This is a genomic window from Stenotrophomonas sp. B2, assembly GCF_014947095.1.
Classification (GTDB): Bacteria; Pseudomonadota; Gammaproteobacteria; order Xanthomonadales; family Xanthomonadaceae; genus Stenotrophomonas; species Stenotrophomonas maltophilia_P.
The window spans coordinates 391,566-412,931 of record NZ_JADCQA010000001.1 but is presented as its reverse complement, the minus strand read 5'-3'; the positions used below and the strand labels follow the sequence as shown (position 1 = coordinate 412,931).

Genomic DNA, 21,366 nt, shown 5'->3' with positions numbered 1-21,366 from the left:
ATTGATGGCGCGACAGGCACACAGCGGATCGACCATGGATACGGTTGTTGCGACGCAGGCAGATGCCCGGCGCCGCCGACGCACCAAGTTTAAGCCGACCTACCGGCAAATCTGCCAACTGGGCATTATCGGCTGAGACATCACGCAGGAGATGGAGCTGTGACGCGGCGATTCGGTCCATTGTGGGTGATTGCAATCCTCTTCGCGCCCCTGGCTGCCAGCGGTGGGACGCCCACTGACGCAGAGCTGCGCGGTGAGCTCCTGCGGATGAAGGATGCCGATCAGGCGGTGCGGGACCTCCCGCTGACCACCGAGGGCGAGGAGAGGGTGCTCAGTGCCGTCGATGCGGTGCACACCGCTCGGCTGAAGGCGATCGTTGCGGCCCATGGCTGGCCGACCGTGGCGCAGGTGGGCCAGGACGGGGCGGACGCGGCCTGGCTGCTGGTCCAGCATGCCGACAAGGATCCGGCGTTCCAGCGCTCTGTTGCCGAAGCCATGGAAACCTTGGTAGCGACGGGGCAGGTCAAAGCGTCCAGTTACGCCTACCTATGGGACCGCACCCACGACCCCCAGCGCTATGGAACGCAGGGGCGTTGTGCAGACCCGGGGCGTTGGGAACCACGCGCGGTTGAAGCCCCTGGGACGCTTGACGAGCGTCGCGCTCGAATGGGCCTGGCGCCCATGGCGGAGTATCAAGCGATGGTCTCCAGGCATTGCGGGCAGTTTGGGCGTTAAGATCGGATCAGCAGTTGGGGCACTGCGCGCGGCGAGGCAGGGGTGAGGCCTGATTTTCTGGAATGGACCTTGGCAGCCCCAGACAACTCCGGTGGGCCAACGTGGTGTTGCAGGGCTTGCGGGTGGGCAACGACTGGGCGGGGGATGGACGCATGAGCGCTTTCGTAGGTTGTGCGAAGAGGCTGCTTTGGACGGTGCTGGCAGTGGGCAATTTCACGGTGCCAGTGGCGGCGCGCGACATGGCAGCGGCGTCGCACGCTCCGGCTGCAGCTCCGCACGCGATGGACATCCCCTTCGAGCGCTTCACGCTCCCCAATGGGCTGCGTGTCATCGTGCACACCGACCGGAAGGCCCCCATCGTGGCAGTTCACCTGTGGTATCAGGTCGGATCCGGTGATGAGCCTGCCGGTCGCACGGGTTTTGCGCACCTCTTCGAGCATTTGATGTTCCGCGGCACCGAGCATTACCGCGACGCCTACTACGGCCCGCTGCAACGCGTGGGCGCCACCGACGTCAATGCCACGGTTACGCCGGAGCGCACCAACTACATGCAGGTGGTTCCATCGACGGCGCTGGACCTGGCGCTCTGGATGGAGTCCGATCGCATGGGTCATCTGCTGGGTGCCATCGATCAGAAGGCGCTGGATACCGAACGGGGCATTGTCGAGAACGAGAAGCTGCAGCGGCGTGGCGTGCCTTACGGACTCGTATGGGAGCAGCTTTCCCGTTCAAGCTACCCGCCGGGGCACCCGTACCATCATTCGACCTTCGGATCCGCAGGCGATCTGCAGGCGGCCACACTTGCCGACGTCCAGGATTGGTTCCGGACCTGGTACGGCCCAAACAACGCGGTGCTGGTGCTGTCAGGCGATGTCGGCGTTGAAGAGGCCAGGAAGAAGGTCGAGTCCTGTTTCGGGCATATCCCAGCGGCGCCCGACGTAACAAGGGATCCCGTGGACGTCGCCAAGCGGGCTTCCACCACCCGGGAAACGTTGTCCGATCAGGTCCCTCAAGCGCGCGTTCACCGCACATGGAACATCGCAGCTCGTGGGACGCCGGACTTTGATCAACTGCGGGTGTTGGCTCACATTCTGGGAGGAGGCAATGCCTCCCGGCTGGGCAAGCGCCTGGTGCACTCCGATCAACTTGCCACTGACGTCACGGCAGAGGCAGGGGGGCAGCTCGGATCGCGCTTCATGATCGTCGCCAACGTGCGCGACGGTGTCGACCCGTCGGCCGTGGAAACCGCCATCGAGGTGGAGCTTCAGCGTCTGCTGAAGGAAGGCCCCACCCTCGATGAGGTGCAACGTGCGCGGACCGCGATGCGGGCCGAGTTCGTGAAGAGCATCGAGCGTAACGGTGGGATGGACGGCAAGGCAGAAGTGCTCGCCGCCTGTGAGGTATTTGAAGGCGATGCAGGCTGTTATCGGCGGTCCGCTGACGTGGTGGCAGCCGCCGCGCCCGACCAGCTGATTCGCGTCGCTCGCCGTTGGCTGGGGCAGGGGGATCACATCCTGACGGTCATTCCAGGTGCCCGCGCTGCGTTCGCTGAGGAGGCCGAGCCGGCTGACGCGGTATCCCACGCGCAAAGCCCAGGCAAAAGCCATCGCGCTGAAGCACCGGGCGTGGATCGCAGCGCAGGGCCGCCGTTTCCTGAAAGCTATCCGGAGTTGAGATTCCCTGCGATCGAGCGGGCGGCGCTGTCGAACGGCACCCACGTGATACTGGCTCGACGGGAGGACGTCCCGCTTGTTCGCATGTCGTATCAGTTCCCGGTGGATCCCGCGGCAACTGCGGGTCTGGCAGACATGGCGTTCAGCATGCTGGCGGAGGGGGCAGGGGATTACGATGCCCTGGCGTTCGCGGCGCGCGCTGAATCGCTGGGGGCGGAGCTGGGTTCCAGTGTCGACGTGGGCAGCGGCGCGGTGACCCTGGTCGGTCTCAGAGACACGCTTGACGATTCGGTTGCGCTGTACGCGGACATGTTGCGCCGACCGCGTTTTGAGCCGGCAGCAATGGAGCGCATGCGTGTGGGCAGGCAGGGCGCCCTTCGAGAGGACGCGGCCAACCCGCAGCGCTTGGCCACGAGCCTTCTCCCTGCATTGCTGTTCGGGCTGGATCACCCTTACGCGCAAGCCTTCGGACGCGGCACCGTGGCCTCCGTGGAGGCTTTGCGCCGCGATGACCTCGTGGAGTTCCACCGCGCCTGGATCCGACCGGAGCGGGGCACGCTTGTCGTGGTCGGGGATACGACGCTCCAGGAGCTGGTCCCGGTCCTTGAGAGGCATCTGGGCGACTGGCGCGGGTCGGATGGGATCCCTGAGGTGCGCATCGACGACCGCCTGCCCGCGCAGGCGAGGCCACGGGTGTTTCTGGTCGACAGCCCTGGCGCTCTGCAGGCCACCCTGGTGGCCGGGCAGCTGGTCGCGCCGAGTTCAGACCCCCGGACGTTGGCCTTCGAGGTCGCCAATTCCGTCCTGGGGGGATCGCCAAGCGCGCGCCTCAACATGAATCTGCGAGAGGCCAAGGGCTGGTCCTACGGCGTGATCTCCCGTGCCGCCAATGCCCCGATAGCGCGACCCTGGCGCGTGGTGGCGCCGGTGCAGTCCGACCGCGTGGCGGAGGCCATGGCGGAGATTCAGCGTGAGATTGCGGAGTACGCGTCCGGACCGGCGCCTGCCAGACAGGACGAGGTTGCACGCTTCCGGGACAGCCAGGTGCGGCGTCTGGCGGGCAGTTTCGAGACACGGGAGGCCGTCGCTTCGGAGATCGCAGACATCGTGCGGTTCGACCGGCCAGACGATTGGACCACACAGCGCAGCAGCGCTCTCCGACAACTCGATCTCAACGAGGTCCGGGCCGCTGCTGCCGCGCTGGATGCCGACAGGTTGACGTGGGTCGTGGTGGGTGACCTGTCCCGTGTCGAGGCACCCGTGCGCGCCATGGGCTTCGGGGAGGCAACAGTGGTTGACTCACAAGGACGTCGTATCGGCGGGCGGCCCGACGAGACGCGCTGAGTCGCACACTCCTTCGGTTCAGGCCGATGGTGGAGGGGAGCGAATGCCGGCCCGCGGATCCCGCAGGATGCCGAGCCAGGGCTCGACGATCTGCTCGAATGCAAACACGTGTTCCCGGTGCAGGTCCATGCCGCTGAGGTAGTGGCGGATGCTGCGTTCGAATTCATCGGCCGCGTCCAGATTGCCTGCGTTCGTGCGGAGCAGAAGAACGGTGGCCGCTTCCAGTGCCGCCACACGGACATGCATCCGGTTCATGGCCCCCTGGAGGCGCAGCAAGGCATCCCGCGTCTCAGTGTTCATCGGACCTCCCGGGGAAGATCGCTGCATCGGTCCGCGAACCTGCGAGCCGCCGCTGGAGAGTGAGAGCGACGCTCGGATCAATGAGGGCAACCTCCTGGTTGGATGCCAGGCAGACCCGGTGGCTGCAGAGCGGCAATCCCTGCCCATCGTTGCTGATGGGGTGGACGTGGCCGAGCGGGACACTCTCGATGGTGAGCACCTGGTCAAGCGCCAGGGCGACAAGCTGGACGCCAGCCTGCACCAGCAGCATCGCCGGGCAGCGGGCACCGCAGCGGGTGCCGCCCGTGACAAGGCCAAGATCCACGACGGGCACCGTCTGCCCGCGTACGGACACGCTGGACAGGCCGTCCGTACCCCGGGTCAGAGCCTCCGGACCACGTATTTCCACCGCCGATTCAACATCGATCCCGAACAGCGCCGCACCGGCACGAACAACCACCAGTTCCAGGAACGGCTGCGGTGACGCGTGGTGCGCGGGAGCGGCGGCAAGCGCGAGGGCACTGTGGTCGATGGCATCCGCGCGGGGCAACCGCTTGACGAACTCCTCGAAGCGCATGCGGCTGACCGCCTGCCGGTTGTGGCAGCAGGGGCAGACCAGGATCCCTGCGCCGCGCAGATCGGTCAGGCCTGCGCCCGCCTTCAGCATCGAGGTGTGGTTGCATGCACGGCATGTTGCTTGCACGGCGTGCAGGCGTGTCAGCGCTCCTTCAGTGGTCAGGTCTCCCTGAACAAGGCGAAGCAGAAAGGAACCTGTGTTGGCCACTGGCAGACTTCTCGGATGGATCAGGAGCAGGCAACTGCCCCGGGATTCTCGGCGGCTTCCATGAAGGGATCAAACGCACGCCGCGCAGTCCATCCGCGGGTGCAGGCCTGGCTCATTCGAGCAGGTGGGGTGCAACAGTGAGTCTATCGGTCAGTTCGGTCGCACTGATGGGCCTGCACAATGCAAAGCCCTGGATCTGGTCGCATCCGAGCTCCCGCAGCGTGGTGACCTGGTCGGCGGTTTCAGCCCCCTCAGCGACGGCGGTGTAGCCCAGATCATGGGCCAGGCCGATGATGGCACGGACTTTCAGGCGGGCCCGCGTGTCGGTCGAGATTCCATCAATCAGCGATTTGTCCAGCTTCAGCGTGTGGATCGGCAGTTCGGTCAGGTAGGCGAAGTTGCTGTAGCCGCTGCCGAAGTCGTCCAATGCCAGGCGGATTCCCGCCGATGCCATCCGCCTGAGCTGCTCACCGGGCAGGGAGTTCACCCGCAACCATTCTCCTTCGGTGATCTCGATTTCGAGGTCGCTGCAGCGCAGCCCCTCGGCATGGATCCTGGCGACCAGCGCATCGGCCATGCCGGCACGGGCCACATTCCGTGCAGACAGATTGATCGACAGGGCCAGCGTGATGCCGTCGCGTTTCCAGCATGACAGCTGCTCCAGCGCTCGGCCGACGACCCACTCCGTGACCTTCTCCATCAGTGCGTTACGTTCGAATACCGGGATGAATTCGGCAGGGCTGACCGGGCCAAGCCGAGGATGATCCCAGCGGATCAGCGCCTCCGCTGACACCGCACTGAGATCAGACCCGCGGAAACGAGGCTGGTAGAGCAGATGGAATTCGTCGTGGCGCAGGCCGTCGCGGGCGCCGGCAAGCAGGTGATACTCGCGCCGCAGACTTTCATCGCGCGGGGCGGAGTACCAGCAGTAGGTGACCTGGCTGGACACTGCCCAGTGAAGTCCCACGAACATCCCGCGGATGATGTCGTCGGCGCTGTCCTTGCCGGTTTCGGCCTGGCAGAGGCCGACGTGGACGAGAGGCCGGAGGGGCTGCGCTGCACCCTCCCTGGGCTGCGTCAGGCGCAGGTGCAGCGCTTCCACCAGGCGCTCGACGGCGTCACGGGTGGGCAGCTCCACGATGAAGGCGAAACGGCTGCCGCCCATATGGTGGACGTCCGCCTGGCCGTCCAGGGCGGCCTCGATGCGTGCTGCGTCCTGCCTGACCCGCGTCTCCAGCGAGGCCATGCCGAAGGCCTGACAGGGCTCGGCATTCGGCAGGTCAAGGACATCGACGAGGACGGCGACGGGCGATCGGCCCGGTAACCGGGGTGATCGTGTGGTGTAGTCGATCGTGAAGGTATGTCTGTCCAGCAGCCCGCTGGAGGTCCCGTGGCGGCTGGACAACGCATGCGGCCGCAGGGGGCGTGTCACCGCCCCGATGAGGGACGGCAACGTGCGCCGATCAGTCAAGGAGAGTTTCCTGGGCAGGCTTTCCATCGAAGGACCCCGGGCATCGAGGGCGGCGCGGAGTGGCGCCGCCCTTGAGGCTTACTGCCGGGCTACCAGAGTCAACCCGGAATATGTTCCCGTGAGGCGGATCATGTAGGTGACCGCCGAGGGCGAGCCGATCCGCACCGACTCCGAATTGGTCGGTCGGGTTGATTTCGCATCGTAATCGGAGGCACTGGGGACGCGCTGCGCCGCTACATACAGCGATACGTCGCCTTTGCCGCCCAGCGTCATGATGGTCAACGGTGTGCCGGCCCGGGCGGTGAAACTGTAGGTCCGCTCTGCGGAGGTGCTTGACAGCCCGCGCAGTTCGACTGCATTGCTCAGTTCCACATTCGGCGGGGTGCAGCTCTCGACGGTGGGATCGCAGGGTTCGGTGGTCGCGGCGGTTACCAGTGCATTGGCGTCGAGGATTCCCGCGCCCATCGGTGTGCTGGTGGGAATGCTGGCCGGGAAAGGACGCGCAGTGGATTTCAGCAGGTCCCGCATCTGGTCCCAGCGCAGCGGCGTGGTGGCCACGCTCTGGACCAGCGCTGCTGCTGCGGCCACATGGGGCGATGCCATCGAGGTGCCGGTATATCCCCCGATGCCGAACTCGGTCGTGGGGCGGGTGGTGCCCGTGTTGACGATCTGGAAGATGTAGCCGTTCGGGTCTCCATCAACACCTCCACCGCCACCCGGCGCGGACAGATCCACCCGGTTGCCCCAGCTGGAGTAGCTGGCCTTGCCGCCGGTGACACGCGTGGCGCCGACGCTGATCACATCCTTGCAGGAGGACATCGTGTAGGTGCCGGCATCGGCGTTGGAGTTGCCGGCTGCCACCACCACCATCGCACCGCGTCGGTTCACTTCGTCGATGGCGTCCTGGTAGATCTGCGGGCAGGCGTCGGGCCCATTGCTGCCCAGGCTCATGTTGAGCACTTCTGCCGGATTGGCATTGACCGGCAGGCCGGCAACGGTCGCACCGACCGCCCACAACATGCCATCGGCAATGTCGCTGCCGTACCCGCCACACGAACCCAGCACACGCACCGGCAGAATCCTGGCGTTGTGGGCCAGACCGGCCAGGCCGACACCGTTGTTGGTCTGCTGCGCGACGGTACCGGAGACGTGGGTGCCGTGCCAGGAGCTGTCGCGGGCGGCGTGCGGAGGCGCGCCCAGCGCCGTGCAGTAATTGGCTTCCATCCAGTCGCCCTGGTCCCAGCCACCGGCGACGCGGGCGTCGGTGTCGCGACGGGAGATCAAGCGGTCGGAGATCATGTCATAGCCCGGCAGCACGTTGTCCTTCAGGTCGGGCGTGTTTTCCACGACGCCGGTGTCGATCACCGCCACCACGACGCCTGCGCCGGTGGAGATGTCCCAGGCCTGGTCGGCGCGTACTCCACCGGTCTGATCGTGGAAGTTCCACTGCAGCTGGGCATATTGAGGATCATTCGGGATCAGTTTCGGCTGCACCATGCCGCGCCCGGTGTCGAGCGCCTGGTAGAGCCGGTCCACTTCGACCGACGTCACGCCGGGTTCGGCCGCCAGCTCGCGGACGAAGGCTGCCGTCTCGGCGGAGTTGAGCCGGCGTGAGGTCTGCACCACGTACCAGCCAGGTACGGCCATATTGCGCAGGACACTGGCCCTGGCGGCCGGACGGGCGGCTGCGCGTGCCGTCGCCGCAGCCGCCGTGGTGATGCCTGAACGCTGCGCCGAGCTGGCGAGCGACTGCGTCAACAGGCTGCGTGACTGGGTGGTGGTGCCGGTGGTCTTGACGATGAAGCGCTGGCCGACCGACGGCTGGGCGGTCGATGTGGCGGCAGCCACGTTGCGCTTGATCACCTTGCTGGTATCCAGGCGTGGTGCGGCATGGGCGGCGCTGGCGGTGATCAACACCGAAGCGATTGCAGCGGCCAGTGAGGTGTGGATGGACATGGTGGGTCTCCAGGGAAAGGGTGAAGCGCGTCGGAGCGGGAGTGGTCGGTGTCGCTCTGTCACAGGTCGATGCCGAAGCCCACGCCTGCGGAGGATTCGCCACCACTGAAGGCCCCGCCCAGACTGAAGGAGCCGCGTTCCCCGATCTTCCGTGCATAGCCCACCGACAGCGCCTGCTCGCCGCTCTGGAAGCCCGCACCGACCGCGATGCGCCCGCGTTCGCTGCGGCTGCCTGCGGCGTTGGTCGCCATGTTCAGCATCGCCGCGCTCATCGCGCCCTGGCGGTCCAGGCGGCGATCGACCGAGCTGAGGCGGCGGTCCACGTCCGTACGATAGGTTTCGAAGGAATCGTTCAATGCGGTGAACCGTGCATCGGTATAGGATTTCGCCGCGTTGACACCGGCATTGACTTGGCCCACGTTCGCCGCATCGGTCGCCTGGGTACCGGCGGCCACATGGGTGATCTGGCGCTCCGCACCGCTGGCACCGACCGACACCGTGTCGGCGCGATCGGCGACCGAGCCGCGCCCCAATGCGACGGCGTTGTCGGCGGTGACGCTGGCACCTTGGCCGAGTGCGGTGCCGGAAGCGCTGCTGACGGAGGCCGACTCACCCAGGGCCACGGCGTTGCTGGCCTGGGCACTGATGCGGCTGTTGGCACCGACGGCCGTGCTGCCGTCGGCATTGACCCGCGCGTTGCCGCCCAACGCCGTGTCGTTGGGTCCATGGGCGTAGGCGCCGGCGCCCAGCGCCACGCTGTTGTCCGCGTTGGCGGTCGCGCCGGATCCCACTGCCACAGCGTTGGTCCCTTCGCCCGCCTGGGCTGCGGAATCGCCTCCCACGGCGACCTGATCGTTGCGGCCATGACCTGCACCGACGTCCGCCTCGATGTCATCCAGTCGGGTGGTCAGCCTGCCGATCTGCACATCGATGGCTGCGAAACTGTCGGCGAAATTGCCGAGCGCACCCGACACCGCATCCAGCTGTGCCTTGTTGACCGCATCGGTTGCCGCCGTACCGGCCGCCACGTTGACGATCTGGCGTTCGCTGCCTGCGCGTCCCACCGAGATGGTGTTGTCACGATCGGCGTAAGAGCCTGCACCGAGCGCCACCGCGCGGTCGACGGGGTGGGTCACGCCGTCGACGAACGACGGGTCGCCCACGGTTGCACCGCCGCCGATCGCCACCGACTCGCTGCCCCACACATCCGAATCCGTGCCGATCGCCACGCTGTTGGTGAACAGCCGCGGTGTATCCCCCCAGAAATCGCCATTCCAGGTCATGCCGTCACCGACCACCACGCTGCCTTTGCCGGCGGCCCAGGCGCCATAACCGACTGCGGTGGCGCCCTCGATCAGGGCCAGCGCGTTGGCGCCCAGGGCCGTGGTGTTGAGCGCGCCCGCCCGGGCATTGCTGCCCACGGCCACGGTCAGGTCGTACAGGGCCAGTGCGCCCGAACCGAACGCATTGGAGAACTCGCCCAGAGCCTGGGCCCGGTCACCGACGGCCATGGCGTCATACGCGCTGGCCACCGCGCGGTAGCCGATCGCGGTGGAGCGGATAGCGCTGGCACTGGCCAGCCCGCCCATGGAGATTGCTGCATAGGCGGTGGACTGCGCGCCGCCGCCGACGGCCACCGAAAGGCGACCGGTGGCCTGCGTGTTCTGCAGCAGCTGGCCGGCAAAACCTTCCCCGATCTGGTCCTCCAGATCGTCGGCAATGCCGCCGATCGCCACGCTGGATTTGCCGCTGCCCAGGGCGCCGGCGCCCCCGGCAGTGGCAAAGTCACCTTCGGCCTGCGCGCCGGCGCCCAGCGCCGTGGACGCCACGCCGGTGGCGGCGGTCTGCTGGAACAGCACTACGCCATACGGGTTCTGCGACTGGTAGTCGATGTCCAGCATGCCGCCGATCGCGGTGCTCGAGTCGGCGATGGCCAGCGCTTCATTGCCCACCGCGGTGGCGCGGTTGGCGTAGGCCACGCTGCCGGCGCCAAGCGCGGTCGTGCCTTCCCCGACCGCGGCGCTCGCCTCGCCTGCGGCCAGCGCGTTGTCGCCGTCGGCGTAGGCGCCGGCATTGCTGTCCTCGCTGCCGGTGGCGGCGAGGTAGGGCACTGGATCAGCCTCGACATCGGCGGCGTACACGATCTGCTCCGGCGCGGACACCTGCTCGACGCCCAGCGCCGTGACGATCCCGCTGGCCAGGGCGGAGCAGGACACCAGCAGCGAGCCGGTGGCCAGCAGCGCCGCGACCTGGCGGCGGCGCCCGGACCGCGTCCGGCTGCACGCGATTTCGGACACAACCACCTGCCGGCCCAGCGCGGCGTTCCACACGATACGGTAAATCCGGTTCATTGCTCTGATCCTCGATCTGGAGTGCAGGCCCTTCGTCGTGGCTGCCCGCAGGGGGTCGACGAGTGGGGCGGTGTAGTCGTCGTGTCACGGCAGTGGCGTAGGCGCCCGCCGACAACATGAACGTAGGCCCACCGAGGGGGCATGTCGACTGCAACTCCTGACAGAAATATGATCGGTTTCTCGCCATCTCTTCACGCCGCCCATGCTCCGTTCATTCCTGCGCTGGCTGGACCGGGCGCCGATCGAAGACCCGGTGGACCGCCGCAACGCGCGCGTCATCCAGCTGCTGCTCCTGTTCCTGGGGGTGACCATCCCGGCGACCCTGGCCTTCGCGGTGATCGTGGCCTGGTCCCAACTGGTCTCGAGCGAGGTGCACTGGTCGACGCATGCCTCGTTGGCGATGAGCCTCTCGATCGGCGCCGCCGCATGGATCGGACTGGCACTGACGCGGCGTGGTGCGTTCTCTGCGGCGGTCAAGCTGTTGATCGGTGCCATGCTGCTGGTCACGACGATCAATCTGGGCGTGAACGGCCTGCAACGGCAGATGCCCGACCAGCTCGCCCAGATGCTGGTGCTCGTGCTGAGTGGTCTGGTGCTTGGTCGTGGCGCGCTGTGGACCACGCTGGCGGTCCTGGTGGGCAGCGTGGTGCTGGGTGCAGGACGCGATGCGATGAGCGTCTTCGCCGATGCTCCGGCGCGTGCGTTCTACAACCTGCCCCCACTGCTGTTCACCTACCTGCTGGTCACACTGCTGATCGACCGGACGACCCAGGCTCTGCGCGAAAGCCTGCGCGAGTCGAACGAGCGGGGGCGGCAACTTGCCGAAGAGATGCGCGAACGAGAGCGCACCCATGCCCAGCTGATCCATGCGCAGAAGAAGGAGATCACCGAACGCATGGCCAGCGGCATGGCGCATGATTTCAACAACATCTTTGCGGTGATCGTCGGCTTCGCCAACCAGCGGCATGAAGACGACGGCGAAGGCAGCCGGCAGCGTCTGGTGCAGCTTGAAGGCCACCTGTCAGACGTGGAGGAGACCGCGCGGCGTGGCATGGCCATCAGCCGGCGGCTGCTCCGTTTCAGCCGTCGTGATGGCGAGCAGGCCGTCGTGTTTGATGCCGCGCAGGCGGTCCGGGAACTTGAGTCGATGCTGCGCCAGTTGCTTGGGCCGGGGATCGTACTGTCCGTGCGCAGCGATGGTGAAGCGGCGCCGGTGCGGATGGACCGCAGCCAGTTCGAGCTGATGCTGTTGAACATCGCGTCCAATGCCCGCGATGCGCTCAGCGATCACGGGCGGTTCGAGATCGACATCGACCGCGATGGAGATCGCGTCCGCATCCACCTGCGTGACAATGGCAGCGGCATGCGCGCCGAGGTGGCGGCCCGGATCTTCGAACCCTTCTTCAGCACCAAGCCGGCGGATTCGGGCACGGGACTGGGGCTGGCGGTCGTGAACGAGCTGGTGACAGAGGCCGGCGGTGGCATCGGCGTCGAGAGCATCTGTGGCGAAGGAACGACGTTCCTGATCAGCCTGCCGTGCGCCCGGCAGGATTCAGCATGTATCCCCGGCCATGAACCACCGTAAGAGGCAGTTCCATTCCACAGCGCTTGCGTGCCTTCACGCGCAGCCGGTAGACCATGGCGTCGAGCCGGTGCGCATCGAAGTCGTCTGAATCATCTGCAATGGCCAGGATCAGCTGCTCGCGTGACACCAGCGCTCCGGCGTGCTGGAACAGTTCCGCGCACAGGCTGCGCTCGCTGCGGGTGAGCGCGGCCGAGGTGCCGTCGGGCGCGATCAGGCCCCATTGGTCCTCACTCATCCTCCAGCCGGGCAGTGACCGGTTCGCTGTTGCCGGCGTGGCGATCCGTCGTGCCAGGCTGTGCAGTGCCGCCGCCAACAGATCGATCTCGATCGGCTTGGAAAAATACACGTCGGCACCTTCGGTCAGGCCGCGGATGCGATCACTCACATCGGCAAGGCTGGTCAGCATGATGACGCCGAGGCCCGGTTGTCGTTGGCGCATTTCGCGCGCCAGGCTGAAGCCATCGCCGTCAGGCAGGCTCACGTCGAGCACGAGCAGGTCGGCGGGCTGTCTCTCCATTCCGGCGCGGAAGGCGGCGACGCTGGCGTAGCCGGTCGCCAGGAATCCATAGCGCGCCAGGCCTGGCAGGATGATGCGCTCGCGCAGGGCAGGCTCGTCCTCCAGTACCGCTACCCTCAAGCTTTCTGATTCCTGCACATCCACGTCCAGATGCCTGCGCCCTTTGTCGGTTGATCATAGCCGCATGCGCGCTGCCCCCGGGAGGGGCCGCGCGGGTCGGCGCACCGATGCAGGGGGCCGATTCCCTTCGCGGCGACCGAACGGAAGCCTCTGCCAGGCGCTGGATCGTTCCATGGCCGCGGTTCTCTTCATGAACGACGCATGGCCGATGAAGTCCTGATGACACCGATTTCACTCGTAGTTGCCAGCGGCAGGCGGAGACTGGACCCATCCCGGAAGACAGGAGCTGGCCATGAAGACCTCGACCCGACTGCTCGTGCTGGGCACCCTGATGGCGGCATCGTCGATGGCGGGTGCGCAGACCTACGGGCCCCGCGACGAAGGCCGCAAGTTCAACGACGGCAGCCGTGTGGAATGCAGGAACGTTGAAGTCCAGCGCAACTCGCGCGATCCGAACCGCATTGCCGGTACTGCCACAGGTGCGGTGGTGGGCGGCCTGCTGGGCAACCAGGTGGGCGGCGGCAATGGCAAGAAGCTCGCCACCGTCGCCGGTGCAGTCGCCGGCGGCGCCGCCGGACGACAGATCCAGGGCAACCACCAGCAGAAGACCGGCGATCGGGTGGTGGAACGTCGCTGCGAGCGCGTCTACCGCTGATCGCCGTTTTCCCCTTCCACGTAGTGATGCAACGAACGCCGGCTCCGTGCCGGCGTTTGTCTGTGCTCAGGGGCGCACCCCGCCCGACGGCCTGCCATGCAGCCGCCAGATGGCAAGACCGCCGTAGATCACCAGCAGCGCCGCGAGCGTGGCAAGTTCACGGCTGACTTCGTCCAGGCGTGCGTCCATCTGGTTCAACCGCACCATCAGATTGATGCCGGAGGTGGTCGGCAGCAGCTGCGCCAGCCACACCAGCGGGCGGGGCGTCATCACCGCCGGCCAGGAGAGGTTGGCGAGGAAGAACAGCGGAATGGAGGTGGCGATGATGTACTGGAAGGCGCGTTCGCGGGTGCGGAAGAAGCTGCCGATGAACAGCCCGAAGGCCACGGTGGCGGCAATGAACAGCGTGCCGCCCAGCAGCTGGCCCAGCGGATTTCCGCCGCGCGGGTAGTCCTGTACCCAGGCGGTGAAGCCGGCGTAGTAGAACAGGCCGAACAGCCCGATCAGGCCGAAGCCCATCGCCATGCCTGCCAGGGTCGGCAGATCGAAGTGCAGCCGGCGGCCCAGTACCAGGCGCCGCCCTCCCAGCAGTACGCCGATGCCCATCAGCAGTGTCTGGTGCACGATCAGTTCGGCCACGCCGGGTACGATGGCGCTGCCATAGCCTTCCTGCGTGTTGTACAGGGGCCGCTGCACGAGAGTGACCGGCGCTGCCTGCGGCGCGCCCATGAACGCGGCCTGGGTCACGGCGGCGTCGCGGCCGAATGTGCCCAGCGCATCGGCGATGCTGCCCAGCACCCAGCTGGCGCGTCCCAGGTAGGCGCCATTGCCCAGCAGGACCAGCTTGGCTGGCTGGCCACGCAGGATGTCGCGCTCCAGGTTCGCGGGGATGAGCACGATGCCTTCGGCATGCCCCGCTTCCAGCTGCCGGCGCGCGCTGTCCAGATCCGCCGGCTGGCCAACCACGCGCGCCACGCGCAGGCCATCGAGGATGCGCAGCAGTTCGCGGCTGGTGGCACTGTGATCCTGATCGACCACCAGCACCGGCAGATTGCCGGCCACCTGGTGGCGGTACGCGGCGGGATAGAAGAACGAGTACAGGATGACTGCACCGACCATCACCACGATGGCATAGCGGTCGCCGAGCACCGCCAGCAGGGTCTGCCGCAGGCTGCGCCAGACCGCGCTCATGCGTCGGCCCCGGCCGGTCGCGCGGCCTCCGGGGTGCGGCCGAAAGCGATCAACCGCAGGCTGCCGATGCCGCCGGCCACCACCGACATCAACAACAGCGTGGCCAAGGGCCACAGCGAGACGGACAGCGGTGCGCCGACGAACTGCTGCTCGGTCTGCACCTTGATGTACGCGCTGAGTGGCAGCAGCTGGTGCCAGATGCGGGTGAACAGCGGGCCATCCAGTACCGGGAAGGTGGCACTGGAGAAGGCCAGCGCTGTGCCGATGGTCAGGCCGACCACCGACAGCGCGGTACCCATGTCACGGGCAAGGCCGACGAAGAACAACGCATATGCGGCCGTGGCCAGGTAGAACGCCGGCTGCGCAGCCAGCAGCAGGAGCAGACTGCCGGCGATGCCGTCCCCGCGCAGCCATGCGAGGTAGCCGACGCCCAGCGTGCCGTACAACGCGAACAACAGTACGTAGGGCGCGAGCTTGCCGGCGATCGATGCCCACGGGGTGTCACCGAGCCAGGCCGGCAGGGTGCCATCGCGGATTTCCCGGCCCACGCTTCCGGCCACGGCCAGTGCCAGCACCAGCGACAGGACGGCCGGGAAGATCAGCGGCAGCAGGAACAGCTCATAACTGCGTGCAGGGTTGTAGAGGATGTCGGACTGCACGGCGATCGGGGCGGCGCGCAGCTTTGCGGGCCCCACCTGCAGGCCGATGCGCTCGCGCAGCATGCGTGCATTCCAGGCCGACACCGCATCGGCGATATCGCGCGCGGCCGATTGTCCGGTGGTCATGTAGGTGGCGTTGTAATAAGCGAACACCGTGCCCTGGCGGCCGCGCAGGGCCTGACGGGTCACGTCGCGCGGCACCAGCACCACTGCGAACACCTCCAGGCTGCGCAGCTGCGAGCGCGCGGTGTCCATGTCGGCGGGCTGGCGGGCGATGCGGACCCCCGGGCTGGCATCGAGCATGCGCAGCAATTGCCGGCTGTCGCTGCTGTGATCGAGGTCGACCACGGCGATGGGTACATCGCGCATGACCGATGGCGTGAACATCCAGGCCATCAGTACCAGCATCAGCAGCGGCAGCACCGTGACCAGCGCCAGGTCGGCACGGTTGCCACCAAGACCCCGCAGCTCGCGCTGCCAGGCAGCAGCAAAGCCGTTGCCACCAGGGCTCAGTGCTGGGGCCATGCGAACAGCACGCTCATGCCGGGGCGGAAGCCCTCGATGCGGCGTACCGGGCGCACCCGCACCTCGAAGCTGCGGACATCGTAGCCGGACGACTGCCGGGTGGTACGCCAGGTGGCATAGTCGCCGGCCGGGTTGATGAAGTAGACCTTGAACTCGCTGTCCTCACCGAGGGCCGGCACGCTGCCACGCAGCGTGCTGCCGACCTTCAGGCCCTGCATCTGGGATTCGCGCAGGTTCATCGATACCCACATGCGGTCGATGTCGACCAGGGTGAATACCGGGTAGCCGGCGGGTACCAGTTCGCCGGGATCGGCCATGCGCTTGTTGATCTCGCCGGCCACTGGTGCACGGCCCTCCACTTCGACGCGGGCCGCATCCACTTCGGCCACGGCGCCCTGCGCCTGCTGTACCTGGCCCTGCGCGGCACGCTTGTCCTGTTCCCGCGCACCGGCCAGTGCCATGTCGTACTGGGCACGGGCGGCACGGGCCAGCTCGCGCGAACTGGTGGACTGGGCGAGTGCTTCGTCGCGCTTCTGCCGGGTCATCACTCCTTCGTTGAACAGGTTCTGCACGCGGCGGTAGGTGGCTTCGGCCAGCGTTGCTCCGGCTTCGGCACGCTTCCAATTGGCTTCGGCAGCACGGATGTCCTCACTACGTGCGCCTTCGGCAGCCTTGTCGGCCACCGCCTGCGCAGCGGCCAGAGCGCCGCGTGCCTGCTGTTCCTTCGCCGTCACTTCGGGGCTGTCGAGCAGGAACACGACCTGACCGGCCTGCACGCGGTCACCTTCGCGAACCTTCAGCTCGGCGACACGGGCGGTGATCTTCGCTGCGACGTTGATCGTGTCCGCGTCGGCCATGCCCTGGATCTGGTCGGCCGGGCTGCGCCAGGCGAGCCACAGGCCCAGCGCCACCACTGCCAGCAGCACCACGAGCAGGATCCGGCCAAGCCGGCGCTTGCCTGGTGGTGTCGCTTCATCCTGCAATACGTCACTCATGGTCGATCACCTCATCTGCGCGACGCCGGAATTCCTCGAAGCGGTCCATCTGCCCACTGATCTCCAGCAGCTGTGCCAGCGCGACATCGTACTGGTAGGCGGCCTGTGCACGCTCCACGCGAGCGCCTCCCAGACCCAGCCGCGCATCGATGACGTCCAGCGACGTGGACTGCCCCTCGCGGAATGCCAGCTCCTGCAGGCGCAGGTTCTCCTGTGCCTGGGCGATGCTGCTGTCGAGCAGCACGAACTGCTGGCGTGCCGTTTCCAGCTCGTTCCACGCCTTGCGCACGCCGAGCGCGACCTGGTTCTCGGCTTCACGCAGTCCGGCTTCCGCCTGCTCCTGCTGCGCACGTGCCGCGCTGATCTGCGCCGGTCGCGCGTTCGGCGACAGGAAGGTGTACTTCAGGCCGATGCCGAACGCCCAGTCCGGATCGGTCAGCATCTCGTCGCGGCGACGGAAGTCGTATTGGCCAAAGGCGAATATCTGCGGCTTGAGCTTGGCCTGTTGTACGCGCACGCCCTGTTCGGCCTGCGCCACCATGGCCCGCAGCCGTGCGATCTGGGGTTGCCGTGCCTGCGCGATGCGCTCGAAGCTGGCGGCCGGCTCCAGCGGCACGCGCTGCACGAACAGGGGTGATACCGGCTGCACCTCGCCGCCACTGCGCAGCAGGGTGGCCAGCGCGGCCTTCAACGTGGCCAGGTCGTTGACGGTCTTCTGGTACTCGCGCTCTGCCTTGTCGCGCGCCACGGTGGCCTGCAGTCGCTGCGCGCGGGTGGCGAAGCCTTCGCGCTCCAGCTTCAGCGCATCGGCCAGGTGGCGTTCCAGGCCATCACGGACGTCACGACGCACGTCCACCGCCTGCTCGGCCAGGCGCTGGCCGAAGTAGGCCTGGGCCAGCTGCACGGTCAACGACTGCCGCTGTGCTTCGCGTTCCGCGCTGGCCTGCTCGTGGGCTGCGCTGGCGGCACGCTGTGCGGCAGGAATGACGCCACCGGTGTACAGCGGCAGCACAGCGGTGACGACCGGGCGGGTGCGCCAGTCGCGTTCGGTGAACGACAGGGGGGAATCGATGCCAAAGGCCTCGGCCACCGGTGCCAGCGAGCCCAGTGGCAGGGTCAGGGTCTTCTGGAACTGCAGGCGGCGGACCTCGCCGGTGATCTCCGGCAGGCGCAGAAGGCGCGTGGCCTCCTGCAGATCCTGCTTGTTGCGGACGGCGGCGTCGGCCGCGGCCAGCGCGTCGGAAACCTGTTCCAACCGCTGCCGCGCCTGTTCCCAGTCCAATGCCGGTGTATCGGTGATGGCCTGCGCTGACGTGGCAAAGGGCAAGCAGGCCGCAAAGGCCATGCCGGCGACGCCCATCGCGCTGCGCATCCTTGTCCGTGGGCGGCTCACACGCATGCCGTTCCTGTAGTTAAGAAGTGAGCAAACGTTAGTGGTCTGCGCGTGAAGCCCGGGTCTGCGGTCATCGTATGGACCTCAGCGCAGGGCGCCGCTGGCCGCCGTGCGCAATGCCTGGGTGATGTGCTGCAGCGTGCTTGAGCGCACGGCCGCGTGCTGCCAGTACAAGGGCACGTCGAGCCAGCGGCGGGGTTCCAGTACCACCACGCGGCCGGCATGCACGGCAGGCCCCACCAGGGTTTCCGGGGCCATGCCCCAGCCCAGTCCGCACGCGGCGGCTTCGACGAAGCCGGTCGAGGAGGGCAGATAATGCAGCGGTGGCTGCAGCCGCGCACGGGTCAGCCGCCGCACGAAGCGCCACTGCAGTTCATCTTTACGGTTGAACACCAGCATCGGCGCACGTGCCAGCGCCGCAGCCTGCATGCCCTCGCTGAAGTGCCGGCGGGCGAAGCCGGGCGAGGCGATGGCGTGGTAACGCATGGCGCCGAGCGGATGCACGTTGCAGCCCTTCACCGGCTGGCTTTCGGCGGTGACCGCGCCGAGCACGCTGCCATCTCGCAGCAACTGCAGGGTGTGGTCCTGATCATCCATGCGCAGGTCGAACAGATACCCATGGCGCTGGTGAAGCTCGGCGATGGCCGGCACGAACCAGGTGTCGAGCGAGTCGTCGTTGACCGCCAACGGGATCGGTGTGCGCGGGGCATCGCTGCCGCGTTCGGGCAGCAGTTCGGCCAGCGCCTCGGCCTCCAGCGTCTGCATCGGTCGCACCCTGCGCAGCAGCGCTTCACCTGTGGCGGTGGGTCGGCACGGTGCCTGGCGTACCACCAGTACCTGGCCGAGCCGGTCCTCCAGTGCCTTGATCCGTTGCGACAGCGCCGACGGGCTGATCGACAGGCGTCGGGCTGCAGCGTCGAAGCTGCCTTCCTCCAGCACCGCAGCAAACGCAGCCAGTTGTGGATGTAGCAGATCCATGCCGGTGCCTCTTCAGTTTTTCTGCACAGGATAAAGAAGAATCAGATTGTCTAAACAGGGGCGGCGGCCGCACTCTGCGCGTCCCCTCCCTGCCAGGCCTGTCCCCATGTGGATCGCCGCTGCCGCCGCCGGCCTGTTCGCAGGTGCCGGCCTGATCATCGCCATCGGTGCACAGAACGCCTTCGTACTGCGGCAGGGCCTGCAGCAGCGTCATGTGGGAAAGGTGGTGTTGGCCTGCGCCGGCGCGGACATCGTGCTGATACTGGCCGCTGTCGGTGGCATGGGCGCGCTGGTGCTGCAGTGGCCGCTGCTGCTGCAGGTGCTGCGCTTTGGTGGTGCGGCGTTCCTGCTGTGGTATGGCCTGCAGGCGGGACTACGCGCGTGGCGTGGTGGCAGTGCGCTGGCCGCCGCCGAGGCGCAGGGCGGCAGCGGGCGCGAGGTACTGCTGACCTGCCTGGCCTTCACCCTGCTCAACCCGCACGTCTACCTGGATACCGTGGTGCTGCTGGGCAGCCTGTCCACGCGCTATCCGGGCGATCTGCGCTGGGCGTTCGCCACCGGTGCCTGCGTGGCCAGCGTGGCCTGGTTCTGCACGCTGGGCTATGGCGCGCGCCTGCTGCAGCCGGTGTTCCGCAGGTCGAGCGCGTGGAGGGTGCTGGATGCCGGCGTGGCGATCTTCATGTTCTGCCTCGCCACCCTGTTGCTGTTGCGTCCGCTCTAGGCCGCGTCCACCGCGCACAACGGCGTCTCGTCGGGGCGCAGCGTCAGCACCCGCACGCCCTTGCGGGTCACGGCCACGGTGTGCTCGAACTGTGCCGACAGCGTGCCGTCGCGGGTATAGACCGGCCATTCGCCCGCGCGCTGGCGGATCGCCGGCCTGCCCTGGTTGAGCATCGGTTCGATGGTGAACACCATGCCTTCTTCCAGCACCCTGCCGGTGTTGGGATGGCCGTAATGCAGGATCTGCGGTTCTTCGTGCATCTCCCGGCCGATGCCATGGCCGCAGTATTCCTTTACTACGCTGTAGCCGTGGCGGCGAGCGTAGCGGGCGATGGCGTGGCCGATGTCGCCCAGGCGCGCGCCGGGCCGTACCACGGCGATGCCTTTCCACATCGCTTCGTAGGCGGTCCGCACCAGCCGCCGTGCGGAAGGGGTGACCGCGCCGACCGGGTAGGTGGTGCTGGAATCGGCGATGTAGCCGTTCTTTTCCAGGGTGATGTCGAGATTCACGATCTGGCCCTCGCGCAGCACGTCTGCGGTACTGGGCACCCCGTGGCAGACCACGTTGTCGATGGAGGTGTTGAGCACGTACGGAAAGCCATACTGGCCCTTGCTGGCAGGCCGCGCCTGCAGCTCGTCGACGATCATCCGTTCGACGAAGTCGTTGATCTCCATCGTGCTGCGGCCCTGCAGTGGCCATCTGTCGAGCGCGGCGAACACCTGTGCCAGCAGGCGGCCGGATTCGGTCATCAGCGCGATCTCGTCGGGCCGCTTGATGATGCTCACGTCAGGCCCGTGCGGGTGCCAGCGGCTGTGGCTGCACGCCGGCGGCGCGCAGTTCGCTGGCCACGATGTCCTGGAAGCTCAGCGTCGGATTCATTTCGCACAGCATGCCCACGCGGATCCAGAAACTGGCCTGGGCGTTGATCGAGCGGCTGGAGACGGTGCAGGCACGGCGCAGCTGGTCGTGCAGGGTGTCATCGATGTTGACGATGCCCATGGGCGGATCCAGGTAAGAGGAATATACGCATCGTATATGTTTCGTATATCCCTCTCAAGCCTGCGGGGACTCACTCCGTTGTGGTGGCGAAGCGCAGGCGGTTGTGGTCCGGATCGAGCAGCAGCATTTCGCGGCTGCCCCACTCGGTGTCATGCGGCGGCTGTTCGATCGGTACCCCAGCGGCACTGAAGGCGCGGTGCAGGGCGTCGACATCCTCGACGATGAAGTAGACCGCGCCGCCCACTTCGCAGTCGCCGCTGTGCTCGGTGAGGAACAGCGTCTGGCCGTCGCGGGTGAGCTGGGCGAACAACGGAAACCCCGGCTCGAACCGATGCTCCCAGTCGACGACGAAGCCCAGGCCCTGCACGTAGAAGGGCAGGCTGGCATCGGCGTGGCGCATGCGCAGCTGCGGGATGACGGTCTGGCGCATCATGG

Annotated in this window: 19 protein-coding genes; 5 read left to right on the top strand and 14 right to left on the bottom strand. The window is 67.1% G+C overall.

The annotated features are described in order from the left end of the window. Nucleotides 1-159 precede the first annotated feature (159 nt). Nucleotides 160-735, top strand: a complete 576-nt coding sequence (locus tag IMX13_RS01940; RefSeq protein WP_227255211.1) for a DUF6624 domain-containing protein — start codon at nucleotides 160-162, stop codon at nucleotides 733-735. Between the two features lie 152 nt (nucleotides 736-887). Further along, nucleotides 888-3,752, top strand: a complete 2,865-nt coding sequence (locus IMX13_RS01935; RefSeq protein ID WP_193395638.1) for a pitrilysin family protein — start codon at nucleotides 888-890, stop codon at nucleotides 3,750-3,752. Nucleotides 3,753-3,770: 18 nt separating this feature from the next. On the opposite strand, the gene IMX13_RS01930 is transcribed toward IMX13_RS01935, so the two are convergent. The 5 genes from IMX13_RS01930 to IMX13_RS01910 form a co-directional block, all read right to left on the bottom strand. After that, a complete protein-coding gene (locus IMX13_RS01930) occupies nucleotides 3,771-4,052 on the bottom strand; it encodes a hypothetical protein (protein WP_193395637.1) in 282 nt (93 codons plus the stop codon). Then, entirely contained in the window at nucleotides 4,042-4,698 is a 657-nt protein-coding gene (locus tag IMX13_RS01925; protein WP_193395636.1) for a chemotaxis protein CheW, read from the bottom strand. Before IMX13_RS01925 ends, IMX13_RS01930 begins: the two co-directional genes overlap by 11 nt. A 229-nt stretch (nucleotides 4,699-4,927) precedes the next feature. Further along, entirely contained in the window at nucleotides 4,928-6,313 is a 1,386-nt protein-coding gene (locus tag IMX13_RS01920) for a GGDEF domain-containing phosphodiesterase (protein WP_193395635.1), read from the bottom strand. A 51-nt stretch (nucleotides 6,314-6,364) separates the two neighbouring features. After that, nucleotides 6,365-8,242, bottom strand: a complete 1,878-nt coding sequence (locus tag IMX13_RS01915) for a S8 family peptidase (protein WP_193395634.1) — start codon at nucleotides 8,240-8,242, stop codon at nucleotides 6,365-6,367. A 59-nt stretch (nucleotides 8,243-8,301) separates the two neighbouring features. Next, on the bottom strand, nucleotides 8,302-10,593 hold the full coding sequence (locus IMX13_RS01910; RefSeq protein ID WP_193395633.1) for an ESPR-type extended signal peptide-containing protein: 2,292 nt from the start codon (nucleotides 10,591-10,593) through the stop codon (nucleotides 8,302-8,304). Nucleotides 10,594-10,795: 202 nt separating this feature from the next. Between IMX13_RS01910 and IMX13_RS01905 the strand changes: the two genes are divergently transcribed. Further along, nucleotides 10,796-12,178 (top strand): HAMP domain-containing sensor histidine kinase, encoded by a 1,383-nt coding sequence (locus IMX13_RS01905; RefSeq protein WP_193395632.1) that lies wholly within the window; start codon nucleotides 10,796-10,798, stop codon nucleotides 12,176-12,178. Here the strand turns inward: IMX13_RS01905 and IMX13_RS01900 are convergent. After that, the gene (locus IMX13_RS01900) at nucleotides 12,120-12,815 is read right to left on the bottom strand and encodes a response regulator transcription factor (protein ID WP_227255210.1); all 696 of its coding nucleotides are present in this window, start codon (nucleotides 12,813-12,815) and stop codon (nucleotides 12,120-12,122) included. The two genes, IMX13_RS01905 and IMX13_RS01900, sit on opposite strands and share 59 nt — an antisense overlap. Before the next feature lie 292 nt (nucleotides 12,816-13,107). Between IMX13_RS01900 and IMX13_RS01895 the strand changes: the two genes are divergently transcribed. Continuing rightward, on the top strand, nucleotides 13,108-13,470 hold the full coding sequence (locus IMX13_RS01895; protein ID WP_081284341.1) for a glycine zipper 2TM domain-containing protein: 363 nt from the start codon (nucleotides 13,108-13,110) through the stop codon (nucleotides 13,468-13,470). A 66-nt stretch (nucleotides 13,471-13,536) separates the two neighbouring features. On the opposite strand, the gene IMX13_RS01890 is transcribed toward IMX13_RS01895, so the two are convergent. The 5 genes from IMX13_RS01890 to IMX13_RS01870 all read right to left on the bottom strand — a co-directional run bounded on the left by IMX13_RS01890 (nucleotide 13,537) and on the right by IMX13_RS01870 (nucleotide 19,211). Beyond that, on the bottom strand, nucleotides 13,537-14,661 hold the full coding sequence (locus IMX13_RS01890; RefSeq protein ID WP_053517363.1) for an ABC transporter permease: 1,125 nt from the start codon (nucleotides 14,659-14,661) through the stop codon (nucleotides 13,537-13,539). Next, entirely contained in the window at nucleotides 14,658-15,845 is a 1,188-nt protein-coding gene (locus IMX13_RS01885; RefSeq protein ID WP_193395631.1) for an ABC transporter permease, read from the bottom strand. The genes IMX13_RS01890 and IMX13_RS01885 overlap by 4 nt, the downstream gene beginning before the upstream one ends. After that, complete coding sequence (locus tag IMX13_RS01880) at nucleotides 15,830-16,840, bottom strand: efflux RND transporter periplasmic adaptor subunit (protein ID WP_193395630.1); 1,011 nt, start codon at nucleotides 16,838-16,840, stop codon at nucleotides 15,830-15,832. Before IMX13_RS01880 ends, IMX13_RS01885 begins: the two co-directional genes overlap by 16 nt. Next, nucleotides 16,833-18,185, bottom strand: a complete 1,353-nt coding sequence (locus IMX13_RS01875; protein WP_227255237.1) for a TolC family protein — start codon at nucleotides 18,183-18,185, stop codon at nucleotides 16,833-16,835. Before IMX13_RS01875 ends, IMX13_RS01880 begins: the two co-directional genes overlap by 8 nt. A 132-nt stretch (nucleotides 18,186-18,317) precedes the next feature. Further along, nucleotides 18,318-19,211: a LysR family transcriptional regulator ArgP gene (locus tag IMX13_RS01870; RefSeq protein ID WP_065181141.1), complete on the bottom strand. Its 894-nt coding sequence runs from the start codon at nucleotides 19,209-19,211 to the stop codon at nucleotides 18,318-18,320. 106 nt (nucleotides 19,212-19,317) lie between these two features. Here IMX13_RS01870 and IMX13_RS01865 point away from each other — a divergent pair, with 106 nt between their 5' ends. Further along, nucleotides 19,318-19,932, top strand: a complete 615-nt coding sequence (locus IMX13_RS01865) for a LysE/ArgO family amino acid transporter (protein ID WP_193395629.1) — start codon at nucleotides 19,318-19,320, stop codon at nucleotides 19,930-19,932. Here IMX13_RS01865 and map read toward each other — a convergent pair. From map to IMX13_RS01850, 3 genes are all read right to left on the bottom strand, one after another. Further along, nucleotides 19,929-20,711, bottom strand: coding sequence for a type I methionyl aminopeptidase (gene map / locus IMX13_RS01860; protein ID WP_111185887.1), 783 nt, complete (start codon nucleotides 20,709-20,711; stop codon nucleotides 19,929-19,931). The two genes, IMX13_RS01865 and map, sit on opposite strands and share 4 nt — an antisense overlap. A gap of 7 nt (nucleotides 20,712-20,718) precedes the next feature. After that, nucleotides 20,719-20,931 carry a ParD-like family protein gene (locus IMX13_RS01855; RefSeq protein WP_053517372.1) on the bottom strand — a complete coding sequence of 71 codons (213 nt, stop codon included), beginning with the start codon at nucleotides 20,929-20,931 and terminating at the stop codon, nucleotides 20,719-20,721. 70 nt (nucleotides 20,932-21,001) lie between these two features. Further along, nucleotides 21,002-21,361: a VOC family protein gene (locus tag IMX13_RS01850; RefSeq protein ID WP_053517396.1), complete on the bottom strand. Its 360-nt coding sequence runs from the start codon at nucleotides 21,359-21,361 to the stop codon at nucleotides 21,002-21,004. Between the last annotated feature and the right edge of the window lie 5 nt (nucleotides 21,362-21,366).

What these genes read in the sequence shown, in the direction of transcription:
- IMX13_RS01885 (WP_193395631.1), bottom strand. Translation starts at nt 15,845, where the DNA reads ATGGCCCCAGCACTGAGCCCTGGTGGCAACGGCTTTGCTGCTGCCTGG.
- IMX13_RS01865 (WP_193395629.1), top strand. Translation starts at nt 19,318, where the DNA reads ATGTGGATCGCCGCTGCCGCCGCCGGCCTGTTCGCAGGTGCCGGCCTG.
- IMX13_RS01930 (WP_193395637.1), bottom strand. Translation starts at nt 4,052, where the DNA reads ATGAACACTGAGACGCGGGATGCCTTGCTGCGCCTCCAGGGGGCCATG.
- IMX13_RS01870 (WP_065181141.1), bottom strand. Translation starts at nt 19,211, where the DNA reads ATGGATCTGCTACATCCACAACTGGCTGCGTTTGCTGCGGTGCTGGAG.
- IMX13_RS01935 (WP_193395638.1), top strand. Translation starts at nt 888, where the DNA reads ATGAGCGCTTTCGTAGGTTGTGCGAAGAGGCTGCTTTGGACGGTGCTG.
- IMX13_RS01920 (WP_193395635.1), bottom strand. Translation starts at nt 6,313, where the DNA reads ATGGAAAGCCTGCCCAGGAAACTCTCCTTGACTGATCGGCGCACGTTG.
- IMX13_RS01875 (WP_227255237.1), bottom strand. Translation starts at nt 18,185, where the DNA reads ATGGCCTTTGCGGCCTGCTTGCCCTTTGCCACGTCAGCGCAGGCCATC.
- IMX13_RS01890 (WP_053517363.1), bottom strand. Translation starts at nt 14,661, where the DNA reads ATGAGCGCGGTCTGGCGCAGCCTGCGGCAGACCCTGCTGGCGGTGCTC.
- IMX13_RS01925 (WP_193395636.1), bottom strand. Translation starts at nt 4,698, where the DNA reads ATGCTGAAGGCGGGCGCAGGCCTGACCGATCTGCGCGGCGCAGGGATC.
- IMX13_RS01895 (WP_081284341.1), top strand. Translation starts at nt 13,108, where the DNA reads ATGAAGACCTCGACCCGACTGCTCGTGCTGGGCACCCTGATGGCGGCA.
- IMX13_RS01905 (WP_193395632.1), top strand. Translation starts at nt 10,796, where the DNA reads ATGCTCCGTTCATTCCTGCGCTGGCTGGACCGGGCGCCGATCGAAGAC.
- IMX13_RS01855 (WP_053517372.1), bottom strand. Translation starts at nt 20,931, where the DNA reads ATGGGCATCGTCAACATCGATGACACCCTGCACGACCAGCTGCGCCGT.
- IMX13_RS01880 (WP_193395630.1), bottom strand. Translation starts at nt 16,840, where the DNA reads ATGAGTGACGTATTGCAGGATGAAGCGACACCACCAGGCAAGCGCCGG.
- IMX13_RS01850 (WP_053517396.1), bottom strand. Translation starts at nt 21,361, where the DNA reads ATGCGCCAGACCGTCATCCCGCAGCTGCGCATGCGCCACGCCGATGCC.
- IMX13_RS01915 (WP_193395634.1), bottom strand. Translation starts at nt 8,242, where the DNA reads ATGTCCATCCACACCTCACTGGCCGCTGCAATCGCTTCGGTGTTGATC.
- IMX13_RS01910 (WP_193395633.1), bottom strand. Translation starts at nt 10,593, where the DNA reads ATGAACCGGATTTACCGTATCGTGTGGAACGCCGCGCTGGGCCGGCAG.